The organism is Streptomyces sp. NPDC048521 (assembly GCF_043199855.1).
Lineage (GTDB): Bacteria > Actinomycetota > Actinomycetes > Streptomycetales > Streptomycetaceae > Streptomyces.
In genome coordinates this window covers 173760-198859 of record NZ_JBICWR010000016.1, presented here as the reverse complement: position 1 = coordinate 198859, position 25100 = coordinate 173760, and the positions used below count along the sequence as shown (strand labels likewise).

Sequence of the window (25100 nt, the reverse complement as noted above, 5' to 3'; positions counted from 1 at the left end):
GTTGAGTTCTCAAGGAACGGTCGCTTCCTTCGTACTCACCCTCTCGGGCTTTCCTCCGGGCGCTTCCCTTCGGTGTTTCCGACTCTATCAGATCTCTTCTCGATCCGATTTCCTCGGTGCTTTCCAGGTTCCCGCTCTCGCGGTTCCCTTTCCGGCGGTTCCGACTTTATCAGAAGTTCTGAGTCGGTTTTCCCGCCCCCTCCGGGCACCTGTGTCCAGCGCATGAAGTGCTGGGGTTCCCGCCCGGGCGGAGCCGTAAACGTACTGGAGCGGGGCGCCCCGATGCAAATCGAGGGGCCCCGCTCCAGGATCACGTGGTTGAGCGGTCGTTGGGCCGTCAGACCTCCACGACCACGGGCAGGATCATCGGCCTGCGGCGATACGAGTCCGAGACCCACTTGCCGAGCGTGCGGCGGATGAGCTGCTGGAGCTGGTGGGGCTCCACGACGCCGTCCTGGGCGGACCGCTCCAGGACCTCCGTGATCTTCGGGATGACGTCGGCGAAGGCCGAGTCCTCGATGCCGGAGCCACGGGCCTGGACGTGCGGACCACCGGTGATCTTGCCGGTGGAGGAGTCCACGACCACGAAGACCGAGATGATGCCCTCGTCACCGAGGATCTTGCGGTCCTTGAGGGCCGGCTCACCGACATCGCCGACGGAGAGGCCGTCGACATAGACGTAACCGGCCTGGACCTTGCCGGAGATCTTGGCCTTGCCCTCGATCAGGTCCACCGCCACACCGTCCTCGGCGATGACGATCCGGTCGTGCGGGACGCCCGTCAGAGCGCCCAGCTCGGCGTTGGCGCGCAGGTGGCGCCATTCACCGTGGACCGGCATCAGGTTCTTCGGGCGGCAGATGTTGTAGAAGTACAGCAGCTCGCCCGCGGACGCGTGGCCGGAGACGTGCACTTTGGCGTTGCCCTTGTGGACGACGTCGGCGCCCCAGCGGGTCAGGCCGTTAATCACGCGGTAGACCGCGTTCTCGTTCCCGGGGATCAGGGAGGACGCCAGGATGACCGTGTCGCCGTCGACGATGCGGATCTGGTGATCACGGTTGGCCATGCGGGACAGGGCCGCCATCGGCTCGCCCTGCGAGCCCGTGCAGACCAGCACGATCTCGTGCTCGGGCAGGTCGTCCAGCGTCTTGACGTCCACCACCAGGCCCGGCGGCACCTTCAGGTAGCCGAGGTCCCGGGCGATGCCCATGTTGCGGACCATGGAGCGGCCGACGAAGGCGACCCGACGGCCGTACTCGTGGGCGGCGTCCAGAATCTGCTGGATGCGGTGGACATGGCTGGCGAAGCTCGCCACGATGATCCGCTTGCGGGCGCCCGCGAAGACCTGGCGCAGGACGTTGGAGATGTCGCGCTCGGGCGGGACGAACCCCGGGACCTCGGCGTTCGTCGAGTCGGCGAGGAGAAGGTCGATGCCTTCCTCGCTCAGCCGCGCGAACGCGTGGAGGTCGGTGAGGCGGTTGTCCAGCGGGAGCTGGTCCATCTTGAAGTCGCCGGTGTGGACGACCATGCCCGCGGGCGTGCGGACGGCGACCGCCAGGGCGTCGGGGATGGAGTGGTTGACGGCGACGAACTCGCAGTCGAAGGGGCCGATGCGCTCGCGGTTCCCCTCCGCCACCTCCAGGGTGTACGGGCGGATCCGGTGCTCCTGCAGCTTGGCCTCGATCAGGGCGAGGGTCAGCTTGGAGCCGATCAGCGGGATGTCCGGCTTCTCGCGGAGCAAGTAGGGGACGCCGCCGATGTGGTCCTCGTGGCCGTGCGTGAGGACGATGCCCTCGATGTCGTCGAGGCGGTCCCTGATGGACGAGAAGTCCGGCAGGATCAGGTCGATTCCGGGCTGCTCCTCCTCGGGGAAGAGCACTCCGCAGTCGACGATCAGCAGGCGGCCGCCGTACTCGAAGACCGTCATGTTTCGGCCGATCTCGCCGAGACCGCCGAGCGGGGTGATACGCAGGCCGCCCTCGGGGAGCGGCGGGGGCGGGCCGAGTTCAGGATGCGGATGACTCAAAAGACTCTCCTCACCACGCGCGCCACGTACCGGTACGGCACGTGGCGCGCATGACGTTCGTGCGGAAGCAGTTGTCGTTGTGGGTGCGGGCACCGGCGGCCCGCTGTATTCGGTTGTTCTTCAGTTGTGAAGCCCGGGTGCTGCCAAGTCTGTTGTCAGAGCTGTACCCCGCCGGCAGCAAGATCGATCTTGAGCTGGGCGATCTCCTCGGCCGAGCACTCGACCATGGGCGCGCGCAGGGGCCCGGCGGGCAGACCCTGGAGGGTGAGCGCCGCCTTGGTGGTCATGACGCCCTGGGTGCGGAACATGCCGGTGTAGACCGGGAGCAGCTTCTGGTGGATCTCGGTGGCCTTGACGACGTCGCCGGAGGTGTACGCGTCGACGAGGGCGCGCAGGTCCGGGGTGACGACGTGGCCGACGACCGAGACGAAGCCGACCGCGCCCACGGAGAGCAGGGGCAGGTTGAGCATGTCGTCGCCGGAGTACCAGGCGAGGCCGGACTGGGCGATGGCCCAGCCGGCGCGGCCGAGGTCGCCCTTGGCGTCCTTGTTGGCGACGATCCTGGGGTGCTCGGCGAGGCGGACGAGCGTCTCGGTGTTGATCGGGACGCCGCTGCGGCCGGGGATGTCGTAGAGCATGACCGGCAGGCCGGTGGCGTCCGCGATGGTGGTGAAGTGCCGGTACAGGCCCTCCTGCGGGGGCTTGTTGTAGTACGGCGTGACGACCAGGAGGCCGTGGGCGCCGACACGCTCGGCCTCGCGGGCCAGCTCGATGCTGTGGCGGGTGTCGTTGGTGCCGACGCCGGCCACCACGTGGGCGCGGTCGCCGACCGCCTCCAGTACGGCTCGTACCAGGTCCGATTTCTCCGCGTCGCTGGTGGTGGGGGACTCGCCGGTGGTGCCGTTGATGATCAGGCCGTCGTTGCCTGCGTCCACCAGGTGGGCGGCGAGCCGCTGCGCGCCGTCGAGGTCGAGTGCGCCGTCCGCCGTGAAGGGCGTGACCATGGCGGTGAGGACCCGCCCGAAGGGGGTCTGCGGAGTGGAGGTCGGAGCCATGGGTAACACGCTACTCGGTGCGCACCGCGCGGTCTGCGCTTGGGGTGCCGGGTAAGTCAGGACAAATGCGGAGCCCGGCACTGCCTGCTCGGGGGTTCAAGCAGTGCCGGGTCCGTTTGATCAGGCTAGATGAACTTCTCTAAATGCCGCAATACGGACACTTCGCGAGGCTGACCCGTACATCCGTTCCGGGTGGGGGAACAGGGCTTCGTTACGGGGCCACACGCCCGTTCGCGTTGAAGGCGGCGTACGTCAGCGGCATGAGCTTCGACCACTCCGCCTCCATCTTCTCGCCGACCATCTCGATCTCCCGCTGCGGGAAGGACGGCACCTTGGCCAGCTCGTGCTGGGTGCGCAGGCCGAGGAAGTGCATCAGGGAGCGGGCGTTGCAGGTGGCGTACATCGAGGAGTAGAGGCCGACGGGGAGTGCGGCGCGGGCGACCTCGCGGGCCACACCCTCGGCGAGCAGCTTCTGGTAGGCCGCGTACGCCTGCTCGTAGGACTCCTCCAGGGTGCCGCGGACCGCCTCGTGCTGGGCCGGGGTGCCCTCCACGAAGACGTACTTGCCCGGACGGCCCTGCTGGACGAGCTTGCGGGAGGCGTCGGGGACGTAGAAGACCGGCTGCAGCTCCCGGTAGCGGCCGGACTCCTCGTTGTACGACCAGCCGACCCGGTGCCGCATGAACTCGCGGAAGACGAAGATCGGGGCGCTGATGAAGAAGGTCATCGAGTTGTGCTCGAACGGGCTGCCGTGCCGGTCGCGCATCAGGTAGTTGATCAGGCCCTTGGAGCGCTCGGGGTCCTTCTTCAGCTCGTCCAGGGACTGCTCGCCGGCGGTCGAGACACGGGCGGCGAAGAGGACGTCGGCGTCCGAAGCGCTGGACTTCACCAGTTCGACGGTGACGTCACTACGGAACGTGAGCGACTCGGTGGTCACGGGGGTTGGGGTCCTTCCCATCACTTCTGCGGTTCCCGCCCACCTTACGGGGCACCCGCGGGGGCCGGAGCAGCACCTCGCCTCGGAAAACCCACCGGCGATTTTTTCCGACATGGGCACCTTTTGTGTCACTCGGCCGTCTGTATCGGTGAGGACTGCACGTTCGATCCCGAAAGGAGAGCAGTCGCGATGTTCCGTCGGCGCGAGCCCGTACCCTTCGCCTTCCTGGCCGAGGCGGACAGGTTCCGCAGCAATGTCACTCCCCCGCCCCGTGGGCGGGCGTCCTTCGGTGAGATAGCCGGGCGCTGGCTGCTGGGCCTCACCCTCGTCGCCGGGCTGGTCGGCGCGCTGGTCCTCGCCATGCCGGCGCTGTCCACGCCGTCCAGTACGCCGGTGGAGCAGTCCCAGGCCTCACAGGGGCACTGACCCTTCCGGACGCTCCAGGCTGGTGGGCGGGAACCGGGCCGGATAGCCTCACCGGGCACAGCCCACGCGAGGACCGAGTGAGGACCAGCCGTGCCCCTGCCCTTTCTGACGGCCGACCGCACCTTCGAGGCGGCATCCGAGAGCGCGCTGCCGTACGACGACCGGGAGCGCTGGCGACGCCCGTACCGGCCCGGGCCCTGGCGGGTGGGCGGGGCCGCGCTGGGGCTGCTGCTCGCCTCGTTCGTGCTGTTCGCGGCGGTCCTCATCGCCGTGACCGGCTCGGTGTCCTCCTCCGGCTTCTCCTCCGCCGGGGTGGTCCTCGGCGTGGGTGTGGCCGTCATCGGCGGTGCGCTGCGGCTGTTGCGCATGGGGGTGTGGGTGAGCGGGAGCGGGCTGCGTCAGGTCGGCTTCCTGGCGACGCGGACGGTGCCGTGGGCGCGGGTCGTCTCCGTGCGGACGGTGCAGCAGCCGGTGCGCTGGCTGGGGCTGCCGCGGACGGTGCAGGGGCAGGCGCTGGTTCTCGTGCCCCGGGACCGGCGCGCCGAGGACACGGCTCCTCTGCTGACCACGCACGGTCTGGACTTCCTGGGCCGCCCGACGGCCTTCGACCGGGCGGCGGACGCGGTGGAGGCGTGGGCCGCGGAGTACCGGCGCGGCTGACCCGTCCCGGACACGGCGAAGGGGCCGACCGCTGTGATGCGGACCGGCCCCTTCGGCATATCGGTCCGGTGCCCTATCGGTCCGGTGCCCCGCACATCCGCCGCCGGGCGGCGCGTACGGCTGTCTCGTACGGCTAGACCTGGACCGTCCTGCCCTCGTGCAGGGCGATGGCGCGCTGCATCGCCTTGCGGGCGCGCGGGGTGTCACGGGCGTCGTGGTAGGCGACGGCGAGCCGGAACCAGCAGCGCCAGTCGTCGGGGAACGCCTCGGTCTCGGCTTTGCGCCTGGCGAAGACCTCGTCGGCCGAGTCACGGTCGATACGGCCGCTCGCGGTGCGCTTCAGTTCGTCGACGGGCAGGCCGCCCTCGGCGTCGAGTTCGGCGGCGAGCCGGTTGGCCTTGCGGACGAACTGGGTGTTCTTCCACAGGAACCACAGGCCGATGACCGGCAGGATCAGCACCGCCACGCCGAAGGTGACGGTGAGGAGCGTGCCGGACTGGATGAGCATGACGCCGCGGCTGCCGACCAGGACGAAGTAGAAGACCAGGACGGCGGCCGTGACGAGGTAGGTGATCTTCGCGCGCATGACGTGTTCGGGCTCGGCTCAGGTCTCAGCTCAGGTCCAGGAAGTGCTCCAGGCCGAAGGTCAGGCCCGGAGTGGTCACCACGCGGCGGGCGCCGAGCAGGATGCCCGGCATGAAGCTGCTGTGGTGCAGGGAGTCGTGCCGCACGGTCAGGGTCTCGCCCTCGCCGCCGAGCAGGACCTCCTGGTGGGCCAGGAGACCGCGCAGCCGGACCGCGTGCACCGGGACCCCGTCGACGCTGGCACCCCGCGCGCCGTCCAGGGCCGTGACCGTGGCGTCCGGCGCCGGAGCGGTGCCGGCTTCCCGGCGCGCCTCGGCGATGAGCTGTGCCGTGCGGGTGGCCGTACCGCTCGGGGCGTCCACCTTGTTCGGGTGGTGCAGCTCGACGACCTCCACCGACTCGAAATAGGGCGCGGCGATCTGGGCGAACTTCATCGTCAGGACGGCGCCGATGGAGAAGTTCGGCGCGATGAGCACGCCGGTCTCCGGGGACTGGGCGAGCCAGCCCTTCAGCTGCGCGAGGCGGTCCTCGGTCCAGCCCGTCGTACCGACGACCGCGTGGATGCCGTGGCGCACGCAGAAGTCGAGGTTGCCCATGACGGAGGCCGGGGTGGTCAGTTCGACGGCGACCTGGGCGCCGGTCTCCGCCAGGGTCTCCAGCTTGTCGCCCCGGCTGAGGGCGGCGACCAGCTCCATGTCCTCGGCGGCCTCGACCGCCTTGACCGCCTCGGACCCGATCCGGCCCTTGGCACCGAGGACCGCCACGCGCAGCTTGCTCATGTTTGCTTCCTTACCGACTTACCGAATCCGACGAACGGAGGGGTTCAGGCGACAGCATCGTGCAGCCGCGCGGCCTGTTTGTCCTTCAGCGGGCCGATGACCGACAGCGACGGGCGCTGCCCCAGGATGTCGCGGGCGACCGAGCGGACCTCGTCCGGGGTGACCGCCGCTATCCGGGCCAGCATGTCGTCCACGGACATCTGCTCGCCCCAGCACAGCTCACTCTTGCCGATACGGTTCATCAGCGCGCCGGTGTCCTCGAGTCCGAGGACGGTGGAGCCCTGGAGCTGGCCGACGGCGCGGCTTATCTCGTCGTCCGAGAGGCCGTTGACCGCGACGTGGTCGAGTTCGTCCCGGCAGATCTTCAGCACGTCGTGCACCTGGCTCGGCCGGCAGCCGGCGTACACGCCGAACAGACCGCAGTCGGCGAAGCCGGAGGTGTACGAGTACACGCTGTAGGCGAGGCCGCGCTTCTCCCGGACCTCCTGGAAGAGGCGGGAGGACATGCCGCCGCCGAGGGCGGTGTTGAGCACGCCCATGGCCCAGCGGCGGTCGTCCGTGCGGGCGAGACCCGGCATGCCGAGGACGACGTGCGCCTGCTCGGTCTTGCGGGCGAGCAGCTCGACCTGGCCGGCCGTGCGGATCGTCCGGCGGCCGTCGCGCGGGGCGACGGGCGGCGCGTCGAGGTTCTTGAAGGCGCCCGCCTTCTCGAACGCCGCGCGGACCTGACGTACGACCTTGTTGTGGTCGATGTTGCCGGCGCAGGCGACCACGAGGTGCGTCGGGTCGTAGTGCTTCTTGTAGAAGCGGCGGATGCGGTCGGCGGTGAGGGCGTTGACCGTGTCGACGGTGCCGAGGACCGGGCGGCCGAGGGCGTTGTCGCCGAACATGGTGTGCGCGAACAGGTCGTGCACGCAGTCGCCCGGGTCGTCCTCGGTCATAGCGATCTCTTCGAGGATCGCGCCGCGCTCGACATTGACGTCCTCTTCGAGGATGAGCGAGCCGGTCAGCATGTCGCAGACGACGTCGATGGCGAGCGGCAGGTCGGTGTCGAGCACGCGCGCGTAGTAGCACGTGTACTCCTTCGCCGTGAACGCGTTCATCTCGCCACCGACCGCGTCGAGGGCGGCGGAGATGTCCAGCGCGCTGCGCCTCGAGGTGCCCTTGAAGAGCAGGTGCTCCAGGTAGTGCGTGGCGCCGTTCAGGGCGGGGGTCTCGTCGCGGGAGCCGACGTGCGCCCAGATGCCGAAGGTCGCCGAGCGGACCGAGGGCAGGGTCTCGGTGACGATGCGCAGGCCGCCGGGGAGGGTGGTCTTGCGGACCGTGCCGATGCCGTTGGTCCCCTGGATGAGGGTTTGGGTACGGGCGACGGCCCGCGCCTCCGAAGAGGTGCGGGCCGTCGCCTTGGAGCTACGGGACGTCACTGGTCGGCGTCGTCCTTCTGCGTCTCGTCGCCTTCCTCGCCCTCGATCACCGGAACGAGGGAGAGCTTGCCGCGGGAGTCGATCTCGGCGATCTCGACCTGGACCTTCTGGCCCACACCGAGGACGTCCTCGACGTTCTCCACGCGCTTGCCGCCGGCGAGCTTGCGGATCTGCGAGATGTGCAGCAGACCGTCCTTGCCGGGCAGCAGGGAGACGAACGCACCGAAGGTGGTCGTCTTGACGACCGTACCGAGGTAGCGCTCGCCGACCTCGGGCATCGTCGGGTTGGCGATGCCGTTGATCGTGGCGCGGGCGGCCTCGGCGGAGGGGCCGTCGGCGGCGCCGATGTAGATCGTGCCGTCGTCCTCGATGGTGATCTCGGCGCCGGTGTCCTCCTGGATCTGGTTGATCATCTTGCCCTTGGGGCCGATGACCTCACCGATCTTGTCGACCGGGATCTTGACGGTGATGATCCGCGGGGCGTGCGGGCTCATCTCGTCGGGCCGGTCGATGGCCTCCATCATCACGTCGAGGATGTGCAGGCGGGCGTCGCGGGCCTGCTTGAGGGCCGCGGCCAGGACGGAGGCCGGGATGCCGTCCAGCTTGGTGTCCAGCTGGAGGGCGGTCACGAAGTCCTTCGTGCCGGCGACCTTGAAGTCCATGTCACCGAAGGCGTCCTCCGCACCGAGGATGTCGGTGAGGGTGACGTAGTGCGTCTCGCCCTCGATCTCCTGGGAGATCAGGCCCATGGCGATACCGGCGACCGGGGCCTTCAGCGGCACACCGGCGTTCAGCAGCGACATGGTGGAGGCGCAGACCGAGCCCATGGACGTCGAGCCGTTCGAGCTGAGCGCCTCGGACACCTGGCGGATCGCGTAGGGGAACTCCTCGCGGGTCGGCAGGACCGGCACCAGGGCGCGCTCGGCGAGGGCGCCGTGGCCGATCTCGCGGCGCTTCGGCGAGCCGACGCGGCCGGTCTCACCGGTGGAGTACGGCGGGAAGTTGTAGTTGTGCATGTAGCGCTTGCGGGTCACCGGGGAGAGGGTGTCCAGCTGCTGCTCCATGCGGAGCATGTTGAGGGTGGTGACGCCCAGGATCTGGGTCTCGCCACGCTCGAACACGGCGGAACCGTGCACCCGCGGGATGGCCTCGACCTCGGCGGCCAGGGTGCGGATGTCGGTGACACCGCGGCCGTCGATGCGCTTCTTCTCCTTGATCACGCGCTCGCGGACCAGCTGCTTGGTGAGCGAGCGGTAGGCGGCGGAGATCTCCTTCTCGCGGCCCTCGAACTCCGGCAGGAGCTTCTCGGCGGCGAGCGCCTTGACGCGGTCCAGCTCGGCCTCGCGCTCCTGCTTGCCGGCGATGGTCAGCGCCTGGGCCAGCTCGGGGCGGACGGCGGCCGTCAGCGCCTCGAGGACGTCGTCCTGGTAGTCCAGGAAGATCGGGAACTCGGCGGTCGGCTTGGCGGCCTTGGCGGCGAGGTCGGCCTGGGCGCGGCACAGGACCTTGATGAAGGGCTTCGCGGCGTCGAGACCGGCGGCCACGACCTCCTCGGTCGGCGCCTCGGCGCCGCCCTCGACCAGCTTGATGGTCTTCTCGGTGGCCTCGGCCTCGACCATCATGATCGCGACGTCGCCGTCCTCCAGGACGCGCCCGGCGACCACCATGTCGAAGACGGCGTCCTCGAGCTCGGTGTGCGTCGGGAAGGCGACCCACTGACCGCGGATCAGCGCGACGCGGACGCCGCCGATCGGGCCGGAGAAGGGCAGGCCGGCCAGCTGCGTGGACGCGGACGCGGCGTTGATCGCGACGACGTCGTACAGGTGGTCGGGGTTGAGCGCCATGATCGTGGCGACGACCTGGATCTCGTTGCGCAGGCCCTTCTTGAAGGACGGGCGCAGCGGGCGGTCGATGAGGCGGCAGGTGAGGATCGCGTCCTCGGAGGGGCGGCCCTCACGGCGGAAGAAGGATCCGGGGATCTTCCCGGCCGCGTACATGCGCTCCTCGACGTCGACCGTCAGCGGGAAGAAGTCGAGCTGGTCCTTGGGATTCTTGGAGGCGGTGGTGGCCGACAGCACCATGGTGTCGTCGTCCAGGTACGCCACGGCGGAGCCGGCGGCCTGCTTGGCCAGGCGGCCCGTCTCGAAGCGGATCGTACGGGTGCCGAAGGCGCCGTTGTCGATGACGGCCTCGGCGTAGTGGGTCTCGTTCTCCACTAGTGTTTTCTCCTCGTCTTCGTCCCTCGGTTGCCCGTGTGGCAGGGGGACGGTTGCGGAGAAGCGCTCCGTCTGGTGCGGGCCGGTCTTCGATCGAAGCACCCGGGGCTCGCTTCCCCCCGGGGGCCACTACCGAGGACCGGCGGCGGCGAGGCGCGCTTCTCCTCGTTCTCAGTCGTACGTGTTCTGTGCCCTGCGTATGGCGTTGTGCTACCACACTACAAAGCGGGTGTGACACTCCGCACGTTTCCGTACGTACGGCAAAGGGAGCGGCCCCCGATCGTCTCGGGAACCGCTCCCTTCACGGCGTCTTACTTGGCGCCCGCCGCACCACGGCGGATGCCGAGGCGGTCGACCAGCGCACGGAAGCGCTGGATGTCCTTCTTCGCCAGGTACTGCAGCAGGCGACGGCGCTGACCGACGAGGATCAGCAGGCCACGGCGGGAGTGGTGGTCGTGCTTGTGGGTCTTGAGGTGCTCCGTCAGGTCGGAGATCCGACGGGAGAGCAGAGCGACCTGGACCTCGGGGGAGCCGGTGTCACCCTCCTTGGTACCGAACTCGGCGATGATCTGCTTCTTCGTAGCGGCGTCGAGCGACACGCGTACTCCTCATGGTCTGTGAGTGGCCACCGAGTGCCCCTGGTCTTCATCTCAGGGGAGCTTCCGTTACTCGAGAGGCGGGGATCCGCTGGGCGCGGCCTCCAGAGCGCTGGGCTCCGGGGGGCGCGTACACAAACGGCCGTCGACCAGGGTACCAGGCGGTGGCGGGCGCTTTCGCCGGTGTTCCGGAACGCCACGGGCCCGGGGGAGGCGGCCACTAGGGTGAGCCTGCTGATCGTACGCACGTCGGGAAGGGGTCGCTGCGGCATGGCGGAGACGGAAGAGGAACTCAAGGCGCGCAAGGAACGGGAGCGGGACGAGCTGTACGCGCTCGACATCTCCGGCGTGGAGTGGCAGAGCGCGCCGGGTACGGAAGAGCACGAGGAGCGGGTCGAGATCGCCTACCTGCCCGGGGGTGCCGTGGCGATGCGTTCCTCCCTCGACCCCGACACCGTGCTGCGCTACACCGAGGCGGAGTGGCGCGCGTTCGTCCTGGGTGCGCGGGACGGGGAGTTCGATCTGACGCCCATGCCGCACAGCGGGGGGCCGGCGGCGGAGTGAGCGGAACGCGACGAAGGGCGGCACGCGTGCGTGCCGCCCTTCGTCGAGTCGAGGGCCCTGGCGGCCCTTGCGGGATCCCCTAGCTGGTCATCGCCCGCGCCCGCGCGTACACATCGAACACCGCCAGCGCCAGCGGGATCAGCGTGAGCAGGACGAAGCTCTCGGCGATCTCCAGGAAGCGACCCCAGAAGGGGGTGACGCCGCGCCGCGGAGTGATGAGGGCGATCGCGGTGACGAGCGCGGTGGCCGCGCCGACCGCCGCGGCGAGCCAGACGCTGCGGATGTCGAGGGCGGTGGTGTCGCCCTGGAAGGCGTCGATCAGGTAGTTCCGGGGCGGGTTCAGGGCGAGCCCGAGGCCGAGGAAGACGATCGCGGCGAGGCCCGCGGCCAAGGTGGCGCCGACCTGCGCGGTGTAACGGAACAGGTGCGCCCGCATCAGCATCGCCACGCCCGTCGCGAGGGCCAGGAGCTGGGCCCAGGTGTTGCTGGAGAAACCGAGGACGATCGACGCGCCCACGGCGACGAGGGCACAGCCCCCGACGAGGCCGACGAGCAGCTCATGGCCGCGCCGGGCCTGGTCGGCCACACGCTCGACGTCCACGGGCTCCTGCGGGGCGGGCTCGCCGCTCTCGTAGCCGCCGCGGGAGGGGTTGGGCGGTTCGAAGCCGATGGGCAGCCGGGCGAAGCGCATGGACAGGCCCGGCAGGAAGGCCAGCGCCACGACGGACAGCGGGGCGCAGACGGCGGCCGTCTCGATGGGCTTCAGCTCGGTGAGGATCGCGATGAAGGTGGTGATCAGACCGACGGCGGAGGCGAAGACGAACGCCACGAAGGGTCCGTCGCCGCCCGGCGACACCAGGGTGAGCACCACGGAGGCGACGAGGACCGCCGTGCAGGCGAGCAGGAACTGGAGCCGTCCGATGCCCTGGCCGTCGGAGAGCGGCAGCAGTCCCGAACCGGCCACGGCGACGTTCGGCAGGGCGCCGAGTCCGAGCGCGACCGCGGAGCCCCGGTCGTCGTACACGCGTGCGCGTACACATGCGATGGTGATCAGCAGGATGCCGGTGACACCCGCGATCACGCCCTGCAGGCTGTGCATGTCGTGACGGATCTGGGAGCTCCAGGCGACGAACGCGAGCAGCGCGGGCAGGATGCCGCCGGCGACGAGACCGGCGGCCCGGGTGAGGTCGCCGCTCCACAGGGTGTTGTCGCGGGTGACGGCGGAGGCCACCGCCTCGGAGACGTCGTCGAGGACGGCGGGCGGCAGCGACTCGGCGAACGGGCGCAGGGTGAGCAACTCGCCGTCGAGGATGCGCTGCGCGGTGAAGGACCTGGCGCCGTCGAGGACGGTGCCGTCCCGCCGTACGAGGTGGTAGCCGACCGGCGCGCCCTCGGCGGGACCCTGCTGCGACAGCCGCAGGATCTCCGGGTACAGGTCGGCGACGGGTACGTCGTCGGGCAGGGCCACGTCGATGCGGCTGTCGGGCGCCACGATGGTGACCCGGCAGAAGCCGAATCCCATGCCCGCCCCGGAAGGGGCTCCGGTGCCCGGTCCACCGGTCGCGCCGGCCGGCGCGGAGGCCGTCATGCTCACCTGCTGTTCCCCCTCGTCGACAGTGGGGCGGCCTGCGGTGCCGCCGCGCACCCTTCCGCCCGTAAAAATCCTGTGTAGGTTGTGCAGCGCCATGCGCTCCGCCGGTCGGCCGAGCGGCCGCATCCGGGGTTCGCGGGGAGGCACCGGCTTCGAACCGTTGCGGAATGCCCGGCTTTTCCCAGAACGATTCGCAACTGTTCACGCGTCTCACCGGCACCCTACCGCCCACCGATGTCAGTGGGTGTCAGTAGGATCGCGCTTCGCGGTCGACGTCCGCCTGACACGGGGCGGCGGACGAAACATCTCGGTCCGGCAAGGGAATTGGTGCGTAGTGAGCCACATCGTCGTCAAGCGCCCACCGCGGGCACTGCCGAAGGAAGTGCCCACGGACGAGGTGGTACTGCAAGCTCCGCCGGAGCTCCCGCGCGGACAGCAGGAAGGCGCTCTGATGCAGCTCCTGCCCATGCTCGGCATGGGCGGCTCCGTGGTGTTCTTCTTCAATCCCCAGGCCCAGCCCTTCATGAAGATCATGGGCATGGTGATGGTGGCCTCGACGGTCGCCATGGGCATCTCGATGCTCATCCGCTACCGCCGCGGCAACCAGGGGCAGATGGCCGACCTGCGCCGTGACTACCTCCGCTACCTGTCGCAGACTCGGCGCGCCGCCCTGGAGACCGCGAGGGCCCAGCGCGACGGCCAGTACTACCTGCACCCTTCGCCGGAGCAACTGTGGGCGCTGGTCGCCGAGGGCAGCCGGGTATGGGAACGGCGCACCGCCGACGAGGACTTCGGACAGGTGCGCGTGGGTCTCGGCCCGCAGGCCCTGGCCACTCCCCTGGTCCCCCCGCAGACCGCCCCGGTCGACGAGTTGGAGCCCCTCACCGCGGGCGCCATGCAGCGCTTCCTGGCCACGCACAGCACCCTCGAAGACCTGCCGATGGCGATCTCGCTGAGCGCGTTCTACCACGTGACGATCAGTGGGGAGCCGGGCACCGTGCGCGGCACCGCCCGCGCCGTCACCGCCTCCCTCGCCTCGCTGCACTCCCCCGAGGACCTGGTCATCGCCGTCGTCACCGGACGGGAGTCGGCGCCCGAGTGGGAGTGGGCCAAGTGGCTGCCGCACGCGCAGGCTCCGGGCCTCGCCGACGGCGCCGGCAGCATCCGCCTGATCACCACCGACCCGATGGAGCTGGAGGACCGGCTCACCCCCCGCCTGCAGGGCCGGCCGCGCTTCCACCCCGGCGGACCACCGGTTCCCGAGCAGCCGCACCTGGTGGTCGTGCTCGACGGCATCTCCCTGCCGCCCACGTCGTTGCTGGCCGGCCCCGAGGGCCTGCAGGGTGTCACGGTCCTGGAGGTCGTACCCGGTGACCTCACCAGCGGTCGCGGCGACCTCTCCGTCGTCGTGCGGCCCAAGGAACTGCGCCTGGAGTCGGCGCACGGCATGGTCTACGAGGGGACGCCCGACGTCCTGTCGTACGAGGCCGCGGAGGCACTCGCCCGGCAACTGGCGCCGCTGCGCATGGCGTCGGGCGGGGACGACGACGAACCGCTGCTCGCGAACCTGGAGTTCACGGACCTGCTGAACCTGGGCGACGCGGCCTCGGTCGATCCGAAGCGGACGTGGCGGCCGCGCTCTCAGTCGGAGCGGCTGCGCGTGCCGATCGGTCTCGGCGAGGACGGCCGGCCCGTGATGCTCGACCTCAAGGAGGCGGCCCAGGAGGGCATGGGCCCGCACGGCCTGTGCGTCGGTGCGACCGGTTCCGGCAAGTCGGAGCTGCTGCGCACGCTGGTTCTCGGTCTGGCCGTGACCCACTCCTCCGAGACGCTGAACTTCGTCCTCGCGGACTTCAAGGGTGGCGCGACGTTCGCGGGCATGGCCCAGCTGCCGCACGTGGCAGCGGTGATCACCAACCTCGCGGACGACCTCACCCTCGTCGACCGCATGGGTGACTCGATCCGCGGTGAGCTGAACCGCCGCCAGGAGATGCTCCGCGACGCGGGCAACTACGCCAACATCCACGACTACGAGAAGGCACGCGCGGCGGGCGCGCCGCTGCAGCCGATCCCGTCCCTCGTCCTGGTCATCGACGAGTTCAGCGAACTGCTGACCGCGAAGCCGGACTTCATCGAGATGTTCGTGCAGATCGGCCGTATCGGCCGTTCCCTGGGCGTGCATCTGCTGCTGGCCTCGCAGCGGCTCGAAGAAGGCCGCCTGAGGGGCCTGGAGACCTATCTGTCGTACCGCATCGGTCTGCGGACGTTCTCGGCGGCCGAGTCGCGCGCCGCGCTCGGCGTCCCGGACGCCTACGAGCTGCCGAACGTGCCGGGTTCGGGTTTCCTGAAGTTCGGCACGGACGAGATGGTGCGTTTCAAGGCGGCGTACGTCTCCGGGGTGTACCGCACGAGTTCGCAGCAGGCAGCGGCGCTCGGCGGCCCGCTGCCCGTGGACCGCAGGCCGGTCCTCTTCACGGCGGCCGAGGTCCCGGTGCAGTACGCGCCGATCCCCCAGCAGCGCCAGGAGGAGCCCGAAGAGCGGCAGGACGACGCGCTGGCCGACACCGTGCTCGACGTGATCGTGCGGCGCCTGGAGGCGCAGGGCCCGGCCGCCCACCAGGTGTGGCTGCCCCCGCTGGACAGCCCGCCGTCGCTGGACGTGCTGCTGCCGGGGCTCGCCCCGGTGCCCGGCCGCGGTATGACCCAACCGGGCTACGAGGGCGCCGGCCGGCTCGTCATCCCGGTCGGCCTCGTCGACAAGCCCTACGAGCAGCGCCGCGACCCGCTGTGGGTCGACTTCGGCGGCGCGGCCGGCCATATGCAGATCATCGGCGGCCCGCAGTCCGGCAAGTCGACGCTGGTGCGCTCGATCATCGCGTCGTTCGCACTGACCCACACCCCGCACGAAGTGCAGTTCTACGGGCTGGACTTCGGTGGTGGCGGTCTGGCCGCGGTGGCCGGCCTGCCGCACGTGGGCGGCGTCGCCTCACGTCTGGATCCGGAGAAGGTCCGGCGTACGGCGGCCGAGGTGTACGGCGTCATGACCCGCCGCGAGGAGTACTTCCGCTCCTCGGGCATCTCCTCCATCGCGGAGTTCCGCTCCCGCCGCGCGCGCGGCGACATCTCGGTGACCGACCAGCCCTGGGGCGATGTCTTCCTGGTCATCGACGGCTGGGGCAACTTCCGCACGGACTACGAGGCCCTGGAGCCTCTGGTGCTGGACATCGCCGCGCGCGGCCTGGGCTACGGCATCCACCTCGTCCTCACGGCCTCGCGCTCGATGGAGGTCCGGGCGAACCTCAAGGACCACCTGATGAACCGCCTCGAGTTGCGGCTGGGTGACCCCATGGACTCCGAGTTCGACCGCAAGGTCGCCGCCAACGTCCCCACCGGTGTGCCGGGACGCGGCCAGACCCCGCAGAAGCAGCACTTCATGGCGGCGGTCCCCCGCATCGACGGCCTGTCGTCCGACACGGACCTCGCGGAGGCGACGACCGCCCTCGCGGCCGAGGTCACCCGCCACTGGCAGGAGCCCGGGGCGCCGGAGGTACGCCTGCTGCCCCGCGAGTTCCCGGCGGCCCAGCTCCCGCCGGGCGACCGATTCCCGAACCGGGGGATCTCCTTCGCCCTCGACGAGGACAACCTCGAGCCGGTGTTCGTGGACTTCGAACAGGACCCGTTCTTCCTGGTGTTCGGTGAGAGCGAGTCCGGCAAGTCGAATCTGCTGAGGCTGCTCATCAAGCGCCTCACCGAGCGCTACGACGGCAACAGCTGCAAGCTGTTCGTCGTCGACAACCGGCGCTCGCTGCTCGGGGTGACCCCGCCGTCCCACCTGGCGGAGTACATCCCCATGTCGAACCAGATGCAGCACCACATGGACGCGCTGGCGGACCTGATGCAGCGCCGCACACCGACGGCCGACGTGACCCCGGAGCAGCTGCGCAACCGCAGCTGGTGGCGGGGCCCCACGGTGTACGTCGTCATCGACGACTACGACCTCGTGTCCACGTCGAGCGGCAACCCGCTGGCGGGTCTGACGGAACTGCTGCCCTTCGCCCGCGACGTCGGCGTCCGCTTCATCATCGCGCGCTCCACGGCGGGCGCGGGGCGCGCCGGCTACGAGACCTTCATGCAGCGCATCAAGGAACTCGGCGCGCAGGGTGTCGTCCTTGCGGGTGATCCGGCCGAGGGCGACCTGCTGGGCGGCGTACGGCCGCGGCCGATGCCTGCGGGGCGGGGAATCTTCGTGTCGCGCAAGCGGGGGAAGCCGATGGTGCAGGTGGGGTTGGTGCCGGAGGGGGCGAGCTGACGACAGGTGGCTTCGGCATCGACCCGCTCCCTGCTACCCCATGGCTCGTCGGGCGGGGGATGCGGGGCCGAAGCGGGGCTTCGTCCACGTGAAGGGGATCGGTGCTGCCGCCGTTCGGCACCCGGTGCCGGCTGACGGTCGACGGACGGGTCGCCGTCACCAGCGTCATCGAGCAGTGGGAGTCGGGGACCACCCTGAGGAACGTCGCCTACGGCACCTACGGTCTTGCGTCCGGCCGCGCCGAGAAGGAAGTCGAGGCACATCGTCTCCGACTCGGCGGCAGTGGGGCACACGTTCACCAATGCGGTGTCCACGTCCCAGCAGTGCACCTGATCACGTGAGCCGGGATGGACGGGACCGTGGCCTAGTGGCTCAGAAGACCGGTAGCGCGCAGAGCAAGGCGTCGTTCCTGACGAAGGCCCTGTTGCCGTCGACCGCGATCCCATGGTGTTCGGCTTCGGGCAGTTCGTAGGTCCAGCCCGGATAACCGTCCGCCACGTTCACGGCGTTCACCTCTGTCTTGTAGGAGTGGTCGATCATCCACACGCCGTTGCCCTGAACGAGGACGGGGCTGTCGCTGCTGCCGTCGCTCCGGGAAGTCCAGGTTTCGCTGCCGTCACCGGTGCCGTGGCGTTCGGGAAACATCCCGCCGACCGCGTAGACGGAGTCGCCATGGGCGCTGACCGGGCCCCACTCCGCGGGGGCCTTGTACATGTCCCTGGTCCCGCGGGACCAGATCACCGTGCCGTCGGTGATCCTGCACGCGGTCAGCGTCCTGCCGTTGAGGTACACCACTCCGTTCTGTGCGACAGGACGGATCGAGGCCTCCTTCGCCTGGTTGAGCCGCTGCCACACCACATGGCCATCACGTGTCGCCACAGCCAGTACGTGACCGTCGACCGTCGGGAGCACCAGGCGTCCGCTGCCGACGGCAGCCTTCGGGGAGATCTTCCCGCGGTGTTCCGGCGGGATCCGTACCGTCCATCGGATGCGGGCGTCCGAGCGGCCCACGCTGCGCAGCCGGTGGTCCTTCGTCATGACGTAGACGGCCTTGTCGTCCGCGGCCACGAGAGCCGCCGCGTCGGCGTCCGCGGTCCACTTGGGCTCGCCCGTGGAGGCGACGTACGTGCGGAGCACCCCGTCGGTGTCCAGAGCTACGACCAAGCGGTCGGAGAGCGACAGGTAGTGGCCGGACAGCAGGTCCTGCGCCTGCCACCGCTGCTTGCCGTCGACCACGTTGAAGGCGCCGATACCGCCGTAGACCCCCACCACGACGACGTCTCTCACGGGCAGCGGAGCGGGGGAATCGGAATCGACTCCGACATCGGCGCGCCACAACGCTTTCGGGGACCCTCCGACGATGTAGTCACCGTCGTCCGGGGACAGCAGACGGGCCTTGGGCGTCTGCGCGGCAGGCGGGATCGCGAAGGGGTCGGTTCTCCGCTCCGCCTTGCCCTGCCGGAGCAGCCACCACCCGGTGGTACCGCCGCCCGCGGCAAGCACCGTGCCACCGGCGGCGAGGCCCGTGAGAAGGCGCCGTCTCGTCACGGTCGTCGCCGTGTCCGTCATGGTCGGCGCGGTGAGCTGCTGCAGCTGACGCTCCCGCTCCTTGATCTCCTCCGCGACCGGGCCGCGTCGCCACACGCGGGCGCTGTTCTTCGGCGGGGCGAACGCCGGGACGATCTGCCCCGGGCTGGGCCGTGACGCACCGTCCTTGGCCAGACAGGGGGCGATCAGCGCGTGCAGTTGAGGGGACAGACCGTCCCAGCGCGGCTCACCGTGAACGACCTCGTACTGCACGGCGGCCACATGCGCGCCCTCGAACGCACGTCGGCCGGTGGCCGCGTAGACGAGGACGGCACCCAGGGAGAACACGTCGGCGGCGGGCGTCACTCGCCGTCCGAGCACCTGCTCGGGAGCGCCATACCCCGGCGTGACCGGAATCTGGCCGGTCGTGGTGAGGGTCAGGCCGTGTTCGGGGCGGGCGATGCCGAAGTCGATGACCCGTGGCCCGGTCGACGTGAGCACGATGTTCTGGGTTTTGAGGTCACGGTGGACGAAACCCACGGCGTGGATGTCAGTCAGGGTCCGCGCGATCGACGCGGCCAAGGCGCGTACACCCGCCTCGTCGAGCGGCCCGTGCTTGTCGACCGCCTGGTCCAGGGTCGGTCCAGCGAGAAACTCGGTGGCGATCCAGGGGCGCCCGCCCTCGGTCTGGGCGCCCAGAACCGCCGCCACGCCCGGGCTGCGCACCGACTGCGCCGCGAGCGCCTCACGTACGAAGCGCTGGGCGAGATTCTCGTCGTGTGCGAGCTCCGGGCGGAGCACCTTGATGGCGGCGACGGTGCCCGCACCGTCCTCGCCGACGTACACCTTGCCCATGCCGCCTTCGCCCAGCACACCACGGAGGCGGTACGGCCCGAGCCGGACGGGGTCACCGACATCCAGGGGTTTCATCGCTGACTGCCTTCTCTTGTCTGCACGGAGGACGGTGGCTCACTTGAGGGGGAAGGCCGCGAGGAACTTGCCGCCCAGCGCGATGGTGGTCCTGGCCTTCTCGTGGGCGATGAAGCGGTCGCCGGTGGTCTTGTAGGAGGCGGTGGGCGTGTGCGACGAGAGATCGATGGCCCAGAGCGCGGAGGAACGCTTGCTGTACGCGTACGCGGTGCCGATCACCGGTGCTGCGGACACATCCGCTGTCGCTCCCCGGCCCCCCTTCTCCTCCCACAGCACCCGTCCGCTGCGGGAGTCGAAGGCGACGAGGCCGAGGCCCTTCTCGACGGCGTAGACCACACCGCCCCGGACCGTGGGCGGGCCGTAGGTGCGTCCGGAGCGCTCGGTCCTGGAGTCCCACACCTGAGCGCCGTCGCTCAGCCGAAGGGCCTGCAACCGGCCGGTGCCCAGGTACAGGTTCTCGGCATCCGTGGCCAGCGGGGGTCGAACGCGGTTCGGCGCGACGCCGTCGAAGGGTCGTTCCCAGCGTACGGCTCCCGTACGGGTGTCGCGGACGACGATGCGGACCTTGCCGTCATTCGTCTCCCGCAGAGCCACCAGGTTGTGGCCGGTGACCCGGGCCGTGAGGAAGTGCAGGCGGTCCGATCGATTCGGTCGCGAGGGCAGCGGCTTCTGCCACAGCTTCTTCCCCGTGCCGATGTCGACCGCGAAAACGGACCAGGACTGTGACGCCAGGAAGTAGGTGTCGTACTTCCCCTGGCCTGCCGCCGCGTACACGATGCCGTCGGCCGTACACAGCACCTGGTTCTGGGTGATGACGCCGTTGAAGTCGGTGAACCGGGCGAACGGCTCGGCGGTCACTCCGTTGTCGATGTCGACGGACGAGAGGAGGAGCGGAAACCCACCGGGCTTTCCCGCGTTGTTCTCGGACCCGTCGGCCGCCACCATACGAACGAGCCGCTCGCCGTCGGTCGCGACCTGCCAGTGGATCTCCATCTGGTCGGACGTCCACTGGACGTTGCCCGAGACCGCGTCGATCCCGCCCAGCCCCGTGCCGGCCACCACAGCGACCAGGTTTCCCACGGCGAGCGGCTGCGCGGGCGGCTCAGTGCCGTACGGAGGATCGGCGACCTGGATCTGCCAGATCGAGTCGAGCTTCTTCTTCGGCAGCAGGCTGTTGCTGGGACCCACCACGGGCGGATCGGGCTCCGGCCCTGAACCCCGGCTCCATGCCCAGGCCCCAGCACCGACGGCCGCCGCGCCGACGGCCAGTCCGCTTCCGGCCAGCAGCAGCCGACGACGGGACATCGGCCGGGCCGGTGCTGCGGTCGGCGGTTCCGCGTGCTGTGCGAGCGGTGCGGTACGTCGCTGGGGTGTGATCTGCCAGACCTCGGTGGCACGGCGGCCGATCTCCTGAAGCACCGTGTCCGGCAGGTGCTCCGCGAACTCACCGGACCCGTCGTGCAGTTCGGCGGCCAGTTCGGTTGTGGTCGGGCGACGGAAAGGGTTCTTGTCCAGGCAGCGGCCGAGAATCGGCACCAGGGCGACGGGTACGTCGCTCAGGTCCGGTTCTCCATAGCGGACCCGGTAGAGAAGATCCGCCGCCTGCCCCTGGCCGAACGGAGCACGGCCGGTGGCGGCGAAGACGAGCACTCCGGCGAGCGCGAACACGTCGCCGGCCCACGTGTGGTCCTCTCCACTCGCCTGCTCGGGCGACATGAAGGCCGGGGTGCCGACCGCGGCACCGAGCCCGGTGAGACGGTCGTCGCCGATCGCGCGAGCGATACCGAAGTCGATGACCTTCGGCCCATAGGCGGTGATCAGGATGTTGGACGGCTTGAGGTCACGATGGACCACGTCGGAGCCGTGCAGTTGACCGAGCGCCGCGCACAGAGCGGCTCCCAGGGCGCGTACCGTCGTCTCAGGGAGCGGCCCAGCCACTTGGACCGCCTCATCCAAAGGCGGACCGAGGACGTATTCGGTGGCGATCCACGGTGTCTGGGCCTGTGTGTCAGCCTCCACGACCTGGGCGCCGTGCCGCCCTCCGATGACGCGGGCCGCATCGGCCTCCAGGCGGAACCGGGTGCGGGCGGTGGGGTCCGAGGCGATGGCGGCGTGCATCGTCTTCACCGCGACGGTCCGTCCACCACCGGAGCGCGCCAGGTAGACCGTGCCCATGCCGCCGCTGCCGAGGCGGACGATCGGGCGGTACGGCCCGAACGCGTGCGGGTCGTCGTGAGTGAGCGGAGTAGGCATAGGGGGCTCGTCAGTCCTGGCGGGAAACGGACACGTGGGCGCGCGAGATCTCGGCGGAGAGTACGGCGGCCGACTGGTGGGCGATGGCGGCGATCACGCGACTCGGCAGCCAGCCCGGACCCAGCAGCGCGGCGGTCGTGGTCGCCACCCCGGCATCGATCGGCTCCTGCGCCGCCGTGGCGGGACGCTCAGTAGCGGACACCGAGGGACCACGTGCCGCGGCGGGGGCGAACGCATCCAGCAACTCCGCCAGTTGCGGGCGAGCCCCCGGGTCCCGCGACAGACACCGCCTGATGATCGTACGGAGTCCGGACGGGAGTTCGTCGCTCTCGGGAGTCGTGTGGCCTGTGGCGGCGTACGCGAGGGTCGCCCCGAGCGCGTACACATCTCCCAGCGGACGCGGAAGCCCACCGGCCGCCTGTTCGGGTGGCAGACTGCCCGGCTCCAGGCCCGGCAGACCGGAACGGGCGATGCCCTCGAAAGCCGCCGCCCGTACGGCACCGAAGCAGGTGAGGCGCGGCCCGTCGGCGGCGAGAAGCACGGCCGCCGGAGAGACGCCGGCGTATGTCAGCCCCTGCCCGTGAACGATGACCAGAGCGCCGGCGAGAGCCGCCCCCAGGGCCCGGACGGTCCGCTCGGGAAGTGGCCCGCCGTGCACGGCGAGCGCGGTGGGCAGAGGGAGCGCGGGCAGATACGGGCGCGCGTGCCAGGCGGGTTCCCCGGGAGCCGCGCATGTGACGGCGGGTGCCATGAACGGACCGAGAAGGTACCGAGAGGTCTCAGCCTCGGTCATGAAGCGCTGGGGATCCGTTCCTGCGACAGGTACGCCGAGAAGGACTGTGTGTTCGCCGTCGTGGCTGCGCGCTATGTAGCGCCGCTCCGGTACCGGGATACGGCTGCGAGGATCGTCCAGTTCGGTGAGCAGGACGTAGGGGCCGATCCGACGCGAGGCAGGGCCTTTCTGTGCTTCGCCGGTACCTTCGCCTGTCGGGTGCACTTGATTCCCAGTCCTTGTCCTCACGGGAACATCCACTGCGACCCGCCCGTGGGCCGACAACAGGGTGGGCGCCTCCCGCGCGCGCCCACCCTGGAATTGCTTCTGCGAGCCTGTTCCTACCGGAAGTAGCTGGCCGCCTTCTTGTCGCCTTCCATGTACGTACCGCCGGACTGGGCGACGACGTGACCGATGCCGGTCAGGGCCTGGTGGATGTCGTTCGCTTCCTTGTCCCAACGGTTCAGCTTCTCGTGGAAGGTGCCCTGGGCCTCGCCCTCCCAGTACTGCAGGCTGCTCACGACCAGCCTGCGCAGCTCCTGCAGGTCCTGCTCGAGCTGGCTCGCCTCGTTACCGATCTTGGTCGCCGCGACGTCGAGACCGTCATAAGTGACTGACAGCCCCTCAGCGTTGTTGGCCATGCCTGTTTACCTCGTCTCGCTGGTGTATGCCTGGTGGTGTGCCGGCTGCCCGGCGGATGTCCTGCGTTGCGCTCGACTCAGTAGGAGCTGAGGGCGGACGTCGGAACCGTGGAGGCGCCGTCCTGGAGGTCGATCTTGTTGACCGCCGCGCGCACCTCGTCTTCCTTGTTGTCCTTGATGTTGCGCGTCGCGGTCATCGCCTCGATGACGTCGCTGAGGATGTTGCCGATGTTGCGCAGCGACTCGTTGATCTCGTACTGCTTCCGGTCGAAGGCGGCACGGCCGATACCGTGCCACTGGCCCTCCAGACCATCGATCACGCCCTGAAGCCCGTGCACACGCTTCTGGATGCCCTCGTACTTCTCGACCATCTGCTTCTGCAGGTGGACTACTGATGCATCTTCAAGCTTCTGCTTGCCGCCGGCCATGTCAGCCCGCCCTTTCTCTGTCTGTTCCTTTGGTCCAACTGTCTCGGCCCACCACTGCTCAGTGCTGTGCGGCGATGAGCCCCTCCTGCATGCCCTGTCCGAAGGACACGGGACTACAGAGAGCTGACGACGTCACCTGGCACGCCGCGCCCGCATGACGGCCACGCTCGCACCGCCGATCACAACGACCGCGGCGGCGGCGCCGAGCGCGATCCAGAGGGTGTTGCTGTCCTTCGACGACTCCGCGGTCGATCCTGCCGCTGAAGTCGCGCCGCCAGAACCCTTTTCGGGGGCTTGTGACGGGGTTGGTGCACTGGCGGAGGGTGAGGGCGAGGGGGAGGATCCGGCCTTCGCGAGGAGGTCGCCGGCGTTTTCCTTCGCCAGGGGGTCTACGTTTGCGGGGCCGGGGTTGTAGTGAGGGTTACTGAGTACCAGGCGAGGGCGAACCGTACCGTAGCCGAGGTACTTACTCGGTTTGTCCTTCGGCCATTTGCGCCCAGCTGTGTCGACAAGGGACCGCACAACCTGATTCACGCTCCAGTCAGGGTGTGCAGACCAGATCAAGGCGGCGGAGGCTGAGGCCAGCGCTGCCGCTGGGCTCGTACCAACTCGGTCATCGCAATAGGAGCGGAAGCTGGCGTCACACCAACCGGGGAACCCCTCACCCGGAGCCGCCAAGTCGACGTAGCCTCCGCGCGATGCGAACTCTGACACGGTGCCAGACTCATCGACCGACGAGACGCCGATCACATAGGGGAACCCTGCGGGATAATCGATGAAGCCGCTTTTCCCTTCGCCTGCATTGTTACCTACTGCCGCGATCAGCAACTTGCCCTTTGACGCCGCGTAGTTGACCGCCGCCTTGTCCTCCTCAGTGGTCATGCCACCGAACGACATGCTGATGATCTTTGCATCGGTGTCGGCTGCTGCCCTGAGCGCTTGCCATGGCTCCGGGGTCTTCTCCTTTTCGGCCTCCCCCTTGAGGCCTTCGAGCTCGACCCGATAGGGAACGATCTTCGCCCCCGGCGCCAGGCCCTTCAGACCACCGCCAGCTCCCGTACCGGCGATCAGCTCGGCCATGCTGGTTCCGTGGCCGGCGTAGTCGTCCGTGACGTGATAGGCAACCGCTTTGGGGACTTCATCCGCGAGGACTTGTCCCTTCAGCGACCGCGTGTTCGGATTCACTCCCGTGTCGATCAGCGCGACTTTGACGCCCTTGCCCGTGCTGACCTTCCACATCTGCTCGGCTTGCATCGGGCTCAGGTACCACTGCTTCGACTGAGCGTCATACGCGGCGGCACTCGGGGCAAAGCCCACGGTCACGGCAGCCAGGGCGCCGACTACCGCGCCCACGGCACGCATTCGCCTACCGTTGCGCGTTCTG

General features: G+C 69.5%; 19 protein-coding genes. 4 read left to right on the top strand and 15 right to left on the bottom strand.

Going from position 1 to position 25100, the window contains the following annotated elements:
- Nucleotides 1–337: 337 nt before the first annotated feature.
- From ACGFRF_RS31565 to thyX, 3 genes are all read right to left on the bottom strand, one after another.
- Nucleotides 338–2023 carry a ribonuclease J gene (locus ACGFRF_RS31565; RefSeq protein ID WP_393745789.1) on the bottom strand — a complete coding sequence of 562 codons (1686 nt, stop codon included), beginning with the start codon at nt 2021–2023 and terminating at the stop codon, nt 338–340.
- Between the two features lie 155 nt (nt 2024–2178).
- Nucleotides 2179–3078, bottom strand: coding sequence for a 4-hydroxy-tetrahydrodipicolinate synthase (gene dapA, locus ACGFRF_RS31560; protein WP_393745787.1), 900 nt, complete (start codon nt 3076–3078; stop codon nt 2179–2181).
- Nucleotides 3079–3289: 211 nt separating this feature from the next.
- Nucleotides 3290–4036, bottom strand: a complete 747-nt coding sequence (thyX, locus tag ACGFRF_RS31555) for an FAD-dependent thymidylate synthase (RefSeq protein ID WP_393745785.1) — start codon at nt 4034–4036, stop codon at nt 3290–3292.
- Between the two features lie 168 nt (nt 4037–4204).
- Between thyX and ACGFRF_RS31550 the strand changes: the two genes are divergently transcribed.
- Nucleotides 4205–4441: a hypothetical protein gene (locus ACGFRF_RS31550; protein WP_393745783.1), complete on the top strand. Its 237-nt coding sequence runs from the start codon at nt 4205–4207 to the stop codon at nt 4439–4441.
- A 90-nt stretch (nt 4442–4531) separates the two neighbouring features.
- The gene (locus ACGFRF_RS31545) at nt 4532–5101 is read left to right on the top strand and encodes a hypothetical protein (RefSeq protein WP_393745781.1); all 570 of its coding nucleotides are present in this window, start codon (nt 4532–4534) and stop codon (nt 5099–5101) included.
- A gap of 133 nt (nt 5102–5234) precedes the next feature.
- Here the strand turns inward: ACGFRF_RS31545 and ACGFRF_RS31540 are convergent, their stop codons facing one another.
- The 5 genes from ACGFRF_RS31540 to rpsO form a co-directional block, all read right to left on the bottom strand.
- On the bottom strand, nt 5235–5687 hold the full coding sequence (locus ACGFRF_RS31540; protein ID WP_393745779.1) for a hypothetical protein: 453 nt from the start codon (nt 5685–5687) through the stop codon (nt 5235–5237).
- A gap of 25 nt (nt 5688–5712) precedes the next feature.
- On the bottom strand, nt 5713–6465 hold the full coding sequence (gene dapB / locus ACGFRF_RS31535) for a 4-hydroxy-tetrahydrodipicolinate reductase (protein ID WP_393745778.1): 753 nt from the start codon (nt 6463–6465) through the stop codon (nt 5713–5715).
- 44 nt (nt 6466–6509) lie between these two features.
- Nucleotides 6510–7889, bottom strand: a complete 1380-nt coding sequence (locus ACGFRF_RS31530; RefSeq protein WP_393745776.1) for a M16 family metallopeptidase — start codon at nt 7887–7889, stop codon at nt 6510–6512.
- Complete coding sequence (locus tag ACGFRF_RS31525) at nt 7886–10105, bottom strand: polyribonucleotide nucleotidyltransferase (protein WP_393745774.1); 2220 nt, start codon at nt 10103–10105, stop codon at nt 7886–7888. The genes ACGFRF_RS31530 and ACGFRF_RS31525 overlap by 4 nt, the downstream gene beginning before the upstream one ends.
- Before the next feature lie 311 nt (nt 10106–10416).
- Entirely contained in the window at nt 10417–10704 is a 288-nt protein-coding gene (gene rpsO / locus ACGFRF_RS31520; protein ID WP_003997419.1) for a 30S ribosomal protein S15, read from the bottom strand.
- A gap of 267 nt (nt 10705–10971) precedes the next feature.
- Here rpsO and ACGFRF_RS31515 point away from each other — a divergent pair, with 267 nt between their 5' ends.
- On the top strand, nt 10972–11265 hold the full coding sequence (locus ACGFRF_RS31515) for a DUF397 domain-containing protein (protein ID WP_393745772.1): 294 nt from the start codon (nt 10972–10974) through the stop codon (nt 11263–11265).
- 79 nt (nt 11266–11344) lie between these two features.
- Here the strand turns inward: ACGFRF_RS31515 and eccD are convergent, their stop codons facing one another.
- Entirely contained in the window at nt 11345–12853 is a 1509-nt protein-coding gene (gene eccD / locus ACGFRF_RS31510; RefSeq protein ID WP_393745799.1) for a type VII secretion integral membrane protein EccD, read from the bottom strand.
- Between the two features lie 337 nt (nt 12854–13190).
- On the opposite strand from eccD, the gene eccCa reads away from it, so the two are divergent.
- The gene (gene eccCa / locus ACGFRF_RS31505) at nt 13191–17165 is read left to right on the top strand and encodes a type VII secretion protein EccCa (RefSeq protein ID WP_393745770.1); all 3975 of its coding nucleotides are present in this window, start codon (nt 13191–13193) and stop codon (nt 17163–17165) included.
- 372 nt (nt 17166–17537) lie between these two features.
- On the opposite strand, the gene ACGFRF_RS31500 is transcribed toward eccCa, so the two are convergent.
- The 6 genes from ACGFRF_RS31500 to ACGFRF_RS31475 form a co-directional block, all read right to left on the bottom strand.
- Nucleotides 17538–19622 carry a protein kinase gene (locus tag ACGFRF_RS31500; protein ID WP_393745768.1) on the bottom strand — a complete coding sequence of 695 codons (2085 nt, stop codon included), beginning with the start codon at nt 19620–19622 and terminating at the stop codon, nt 17538–17540.
- A gap of 39 nt (nt 19623–19661) precedes the next feature.
- Nucleotides 19662–21875 (bottom strand): PQQ-binding-like beta-propeller repeat protein, encoded by a 2214-nt coding sequence (locus ACGFRF_RS31495; protein ID WP_393745766.1) that lies wholly within the window; start codon nt 21873–21875, stop codon nt 19662–19664.
- A 10-nt stretch (nt 21876–21885) separates the two neighbouring features.
- Nucleotides 21886–22872 (bottom strand): serine/threonine protein kinase, encoded by a 987-nt coding sequence (locus ACGFRF_RS31490; protein ID WP_393745764.1) that lies wholly within the window; start codon nt 22870–22872, stop codon nt 21886–21888.
- Nucleotides 22873–22988: 116 nt separating this feature from the next.
- The gene (locus ACGFRF_RS31485) at nt 22989–23288 is read right to left on the bottom strand and encodes a WXG100 family type VII secretion target (protein WP_393745762.1); all 300 of its coding nucleotides are present in this window, start codon (nt 23286–23288) and stop codon (nt 22989–22991) included.
- 77 nt (nt 23289–23365) lie between these two features.
- On the bottom strand, nt 23366–23716 hold the full coding sequence (locus tag ACGFRF_RS31480; RefSeq protein WP_393745760.1) for a WXG100 family type VII secretion target: 351 nt from the start codon (nt 23714–23716) through the stop codon (nt 23366–23368).
- Between the two features lie 132 nt (nt 23717–23848).
- On the bottom strand, nt 23849–25078 hold the full coding sequence (locus ACGFRF_RS31475; RefSeq protein ID WP_393745758.1) for a S8 family serine peptidase: 1230 nt from the start codon (nt 25076–25078) through the stop codon (nt 23849–23851).
- Nucleotides 25079–25100: the final 22 nt, after the last annotated feature.

Bases quoted from the DNA above. Each gene is read 5' to 3' on its own strand.
- eccD (WP_393745799.1), bottom strand. From the start codon at position 12,853: ATGACGGCCTCCGCGCCGGCCGGCGCGACCGGTGGACCGGGCACCGGA.
- ACGFRF_RS31515 (WP_393745772.1), top strand. From the start codon at position 10,972: ATGGCGGAGACGGAAGAGGAACTCAAGGCGCGCAAGGAACGGGAGCGG.
- dapB (WP_393745778.1), bottom strand. From the start codon at position 6,465: ATGAGCAAGCTGCGCGTGGCGGTCCTCGGTGCCAAGGGCCGGATCGGG.
- ACGFRF_RS31550 (WP_393745783.1), top strand. From the start codon at position 4,205: ATGTTCCGTCGGCGCGAGCCCGTACCCTTCGCCTTCCTGGCCGAGGCG.
- ACGFRF_RS31540 (WP_393745779.1), bottom strand. From the start codon at position 5,687: ATGCGCGCGAAGATCACCTACCTCGTCACGGCCGCCGTCCTGGTCTTC.
- ACGFRF_RS31500 (WP_393745768.1), bottom strand. From the start codon at position 19,622: ATGAAACCCCTGGATGTCGGTGACCCCGTCCGGCTCGGGCCGTACCGC.
- dapA (WP_393745787.1), bottom strand. From the start codon at position 3,078: ATGGCTCCGACCTCCACTCCGCAGACCCCCTTCGGGCGGGTCCTCACC.
- ACGFRF_RS31495 (WP_393745766.1), bottom strand. From the start codon at position 21,875: ATGCCTACTCCGCTCACTCACGACGACCCGCACGCGTTCGGGCCGTAC.
- ACGFRF_RS31475 (WP_393745758.1), bottom strand. From the start codon at position 25,078: ATGCGTGCCGTGGGCGCGGTAGTCGGCGCCCTGGCTGCCGTGACCGTG.
- thyX (WP_393745785.1), bottom strand. From the start codon at position 4,036: ATGGGAAGGACCCCAACCCCCGTGACCACCGAGTCGCTCACGTTCCGT.
- ACGFRF_RS31485 (WP_393745762.1), bottom strand. From the start codon at position 23,288: ATGGCCAACAACGCTGAGGGGCTGTCAGTCACTTATGACGGTCTCGAC.
- ACGFRF_RS31480 (WP_393745760.1), bottom strand. From the start codon at position 23,716: ATGGCCGGCGGCAAGCAGAAGCTTGAAGATGCATCAGTAGTCCACCTG.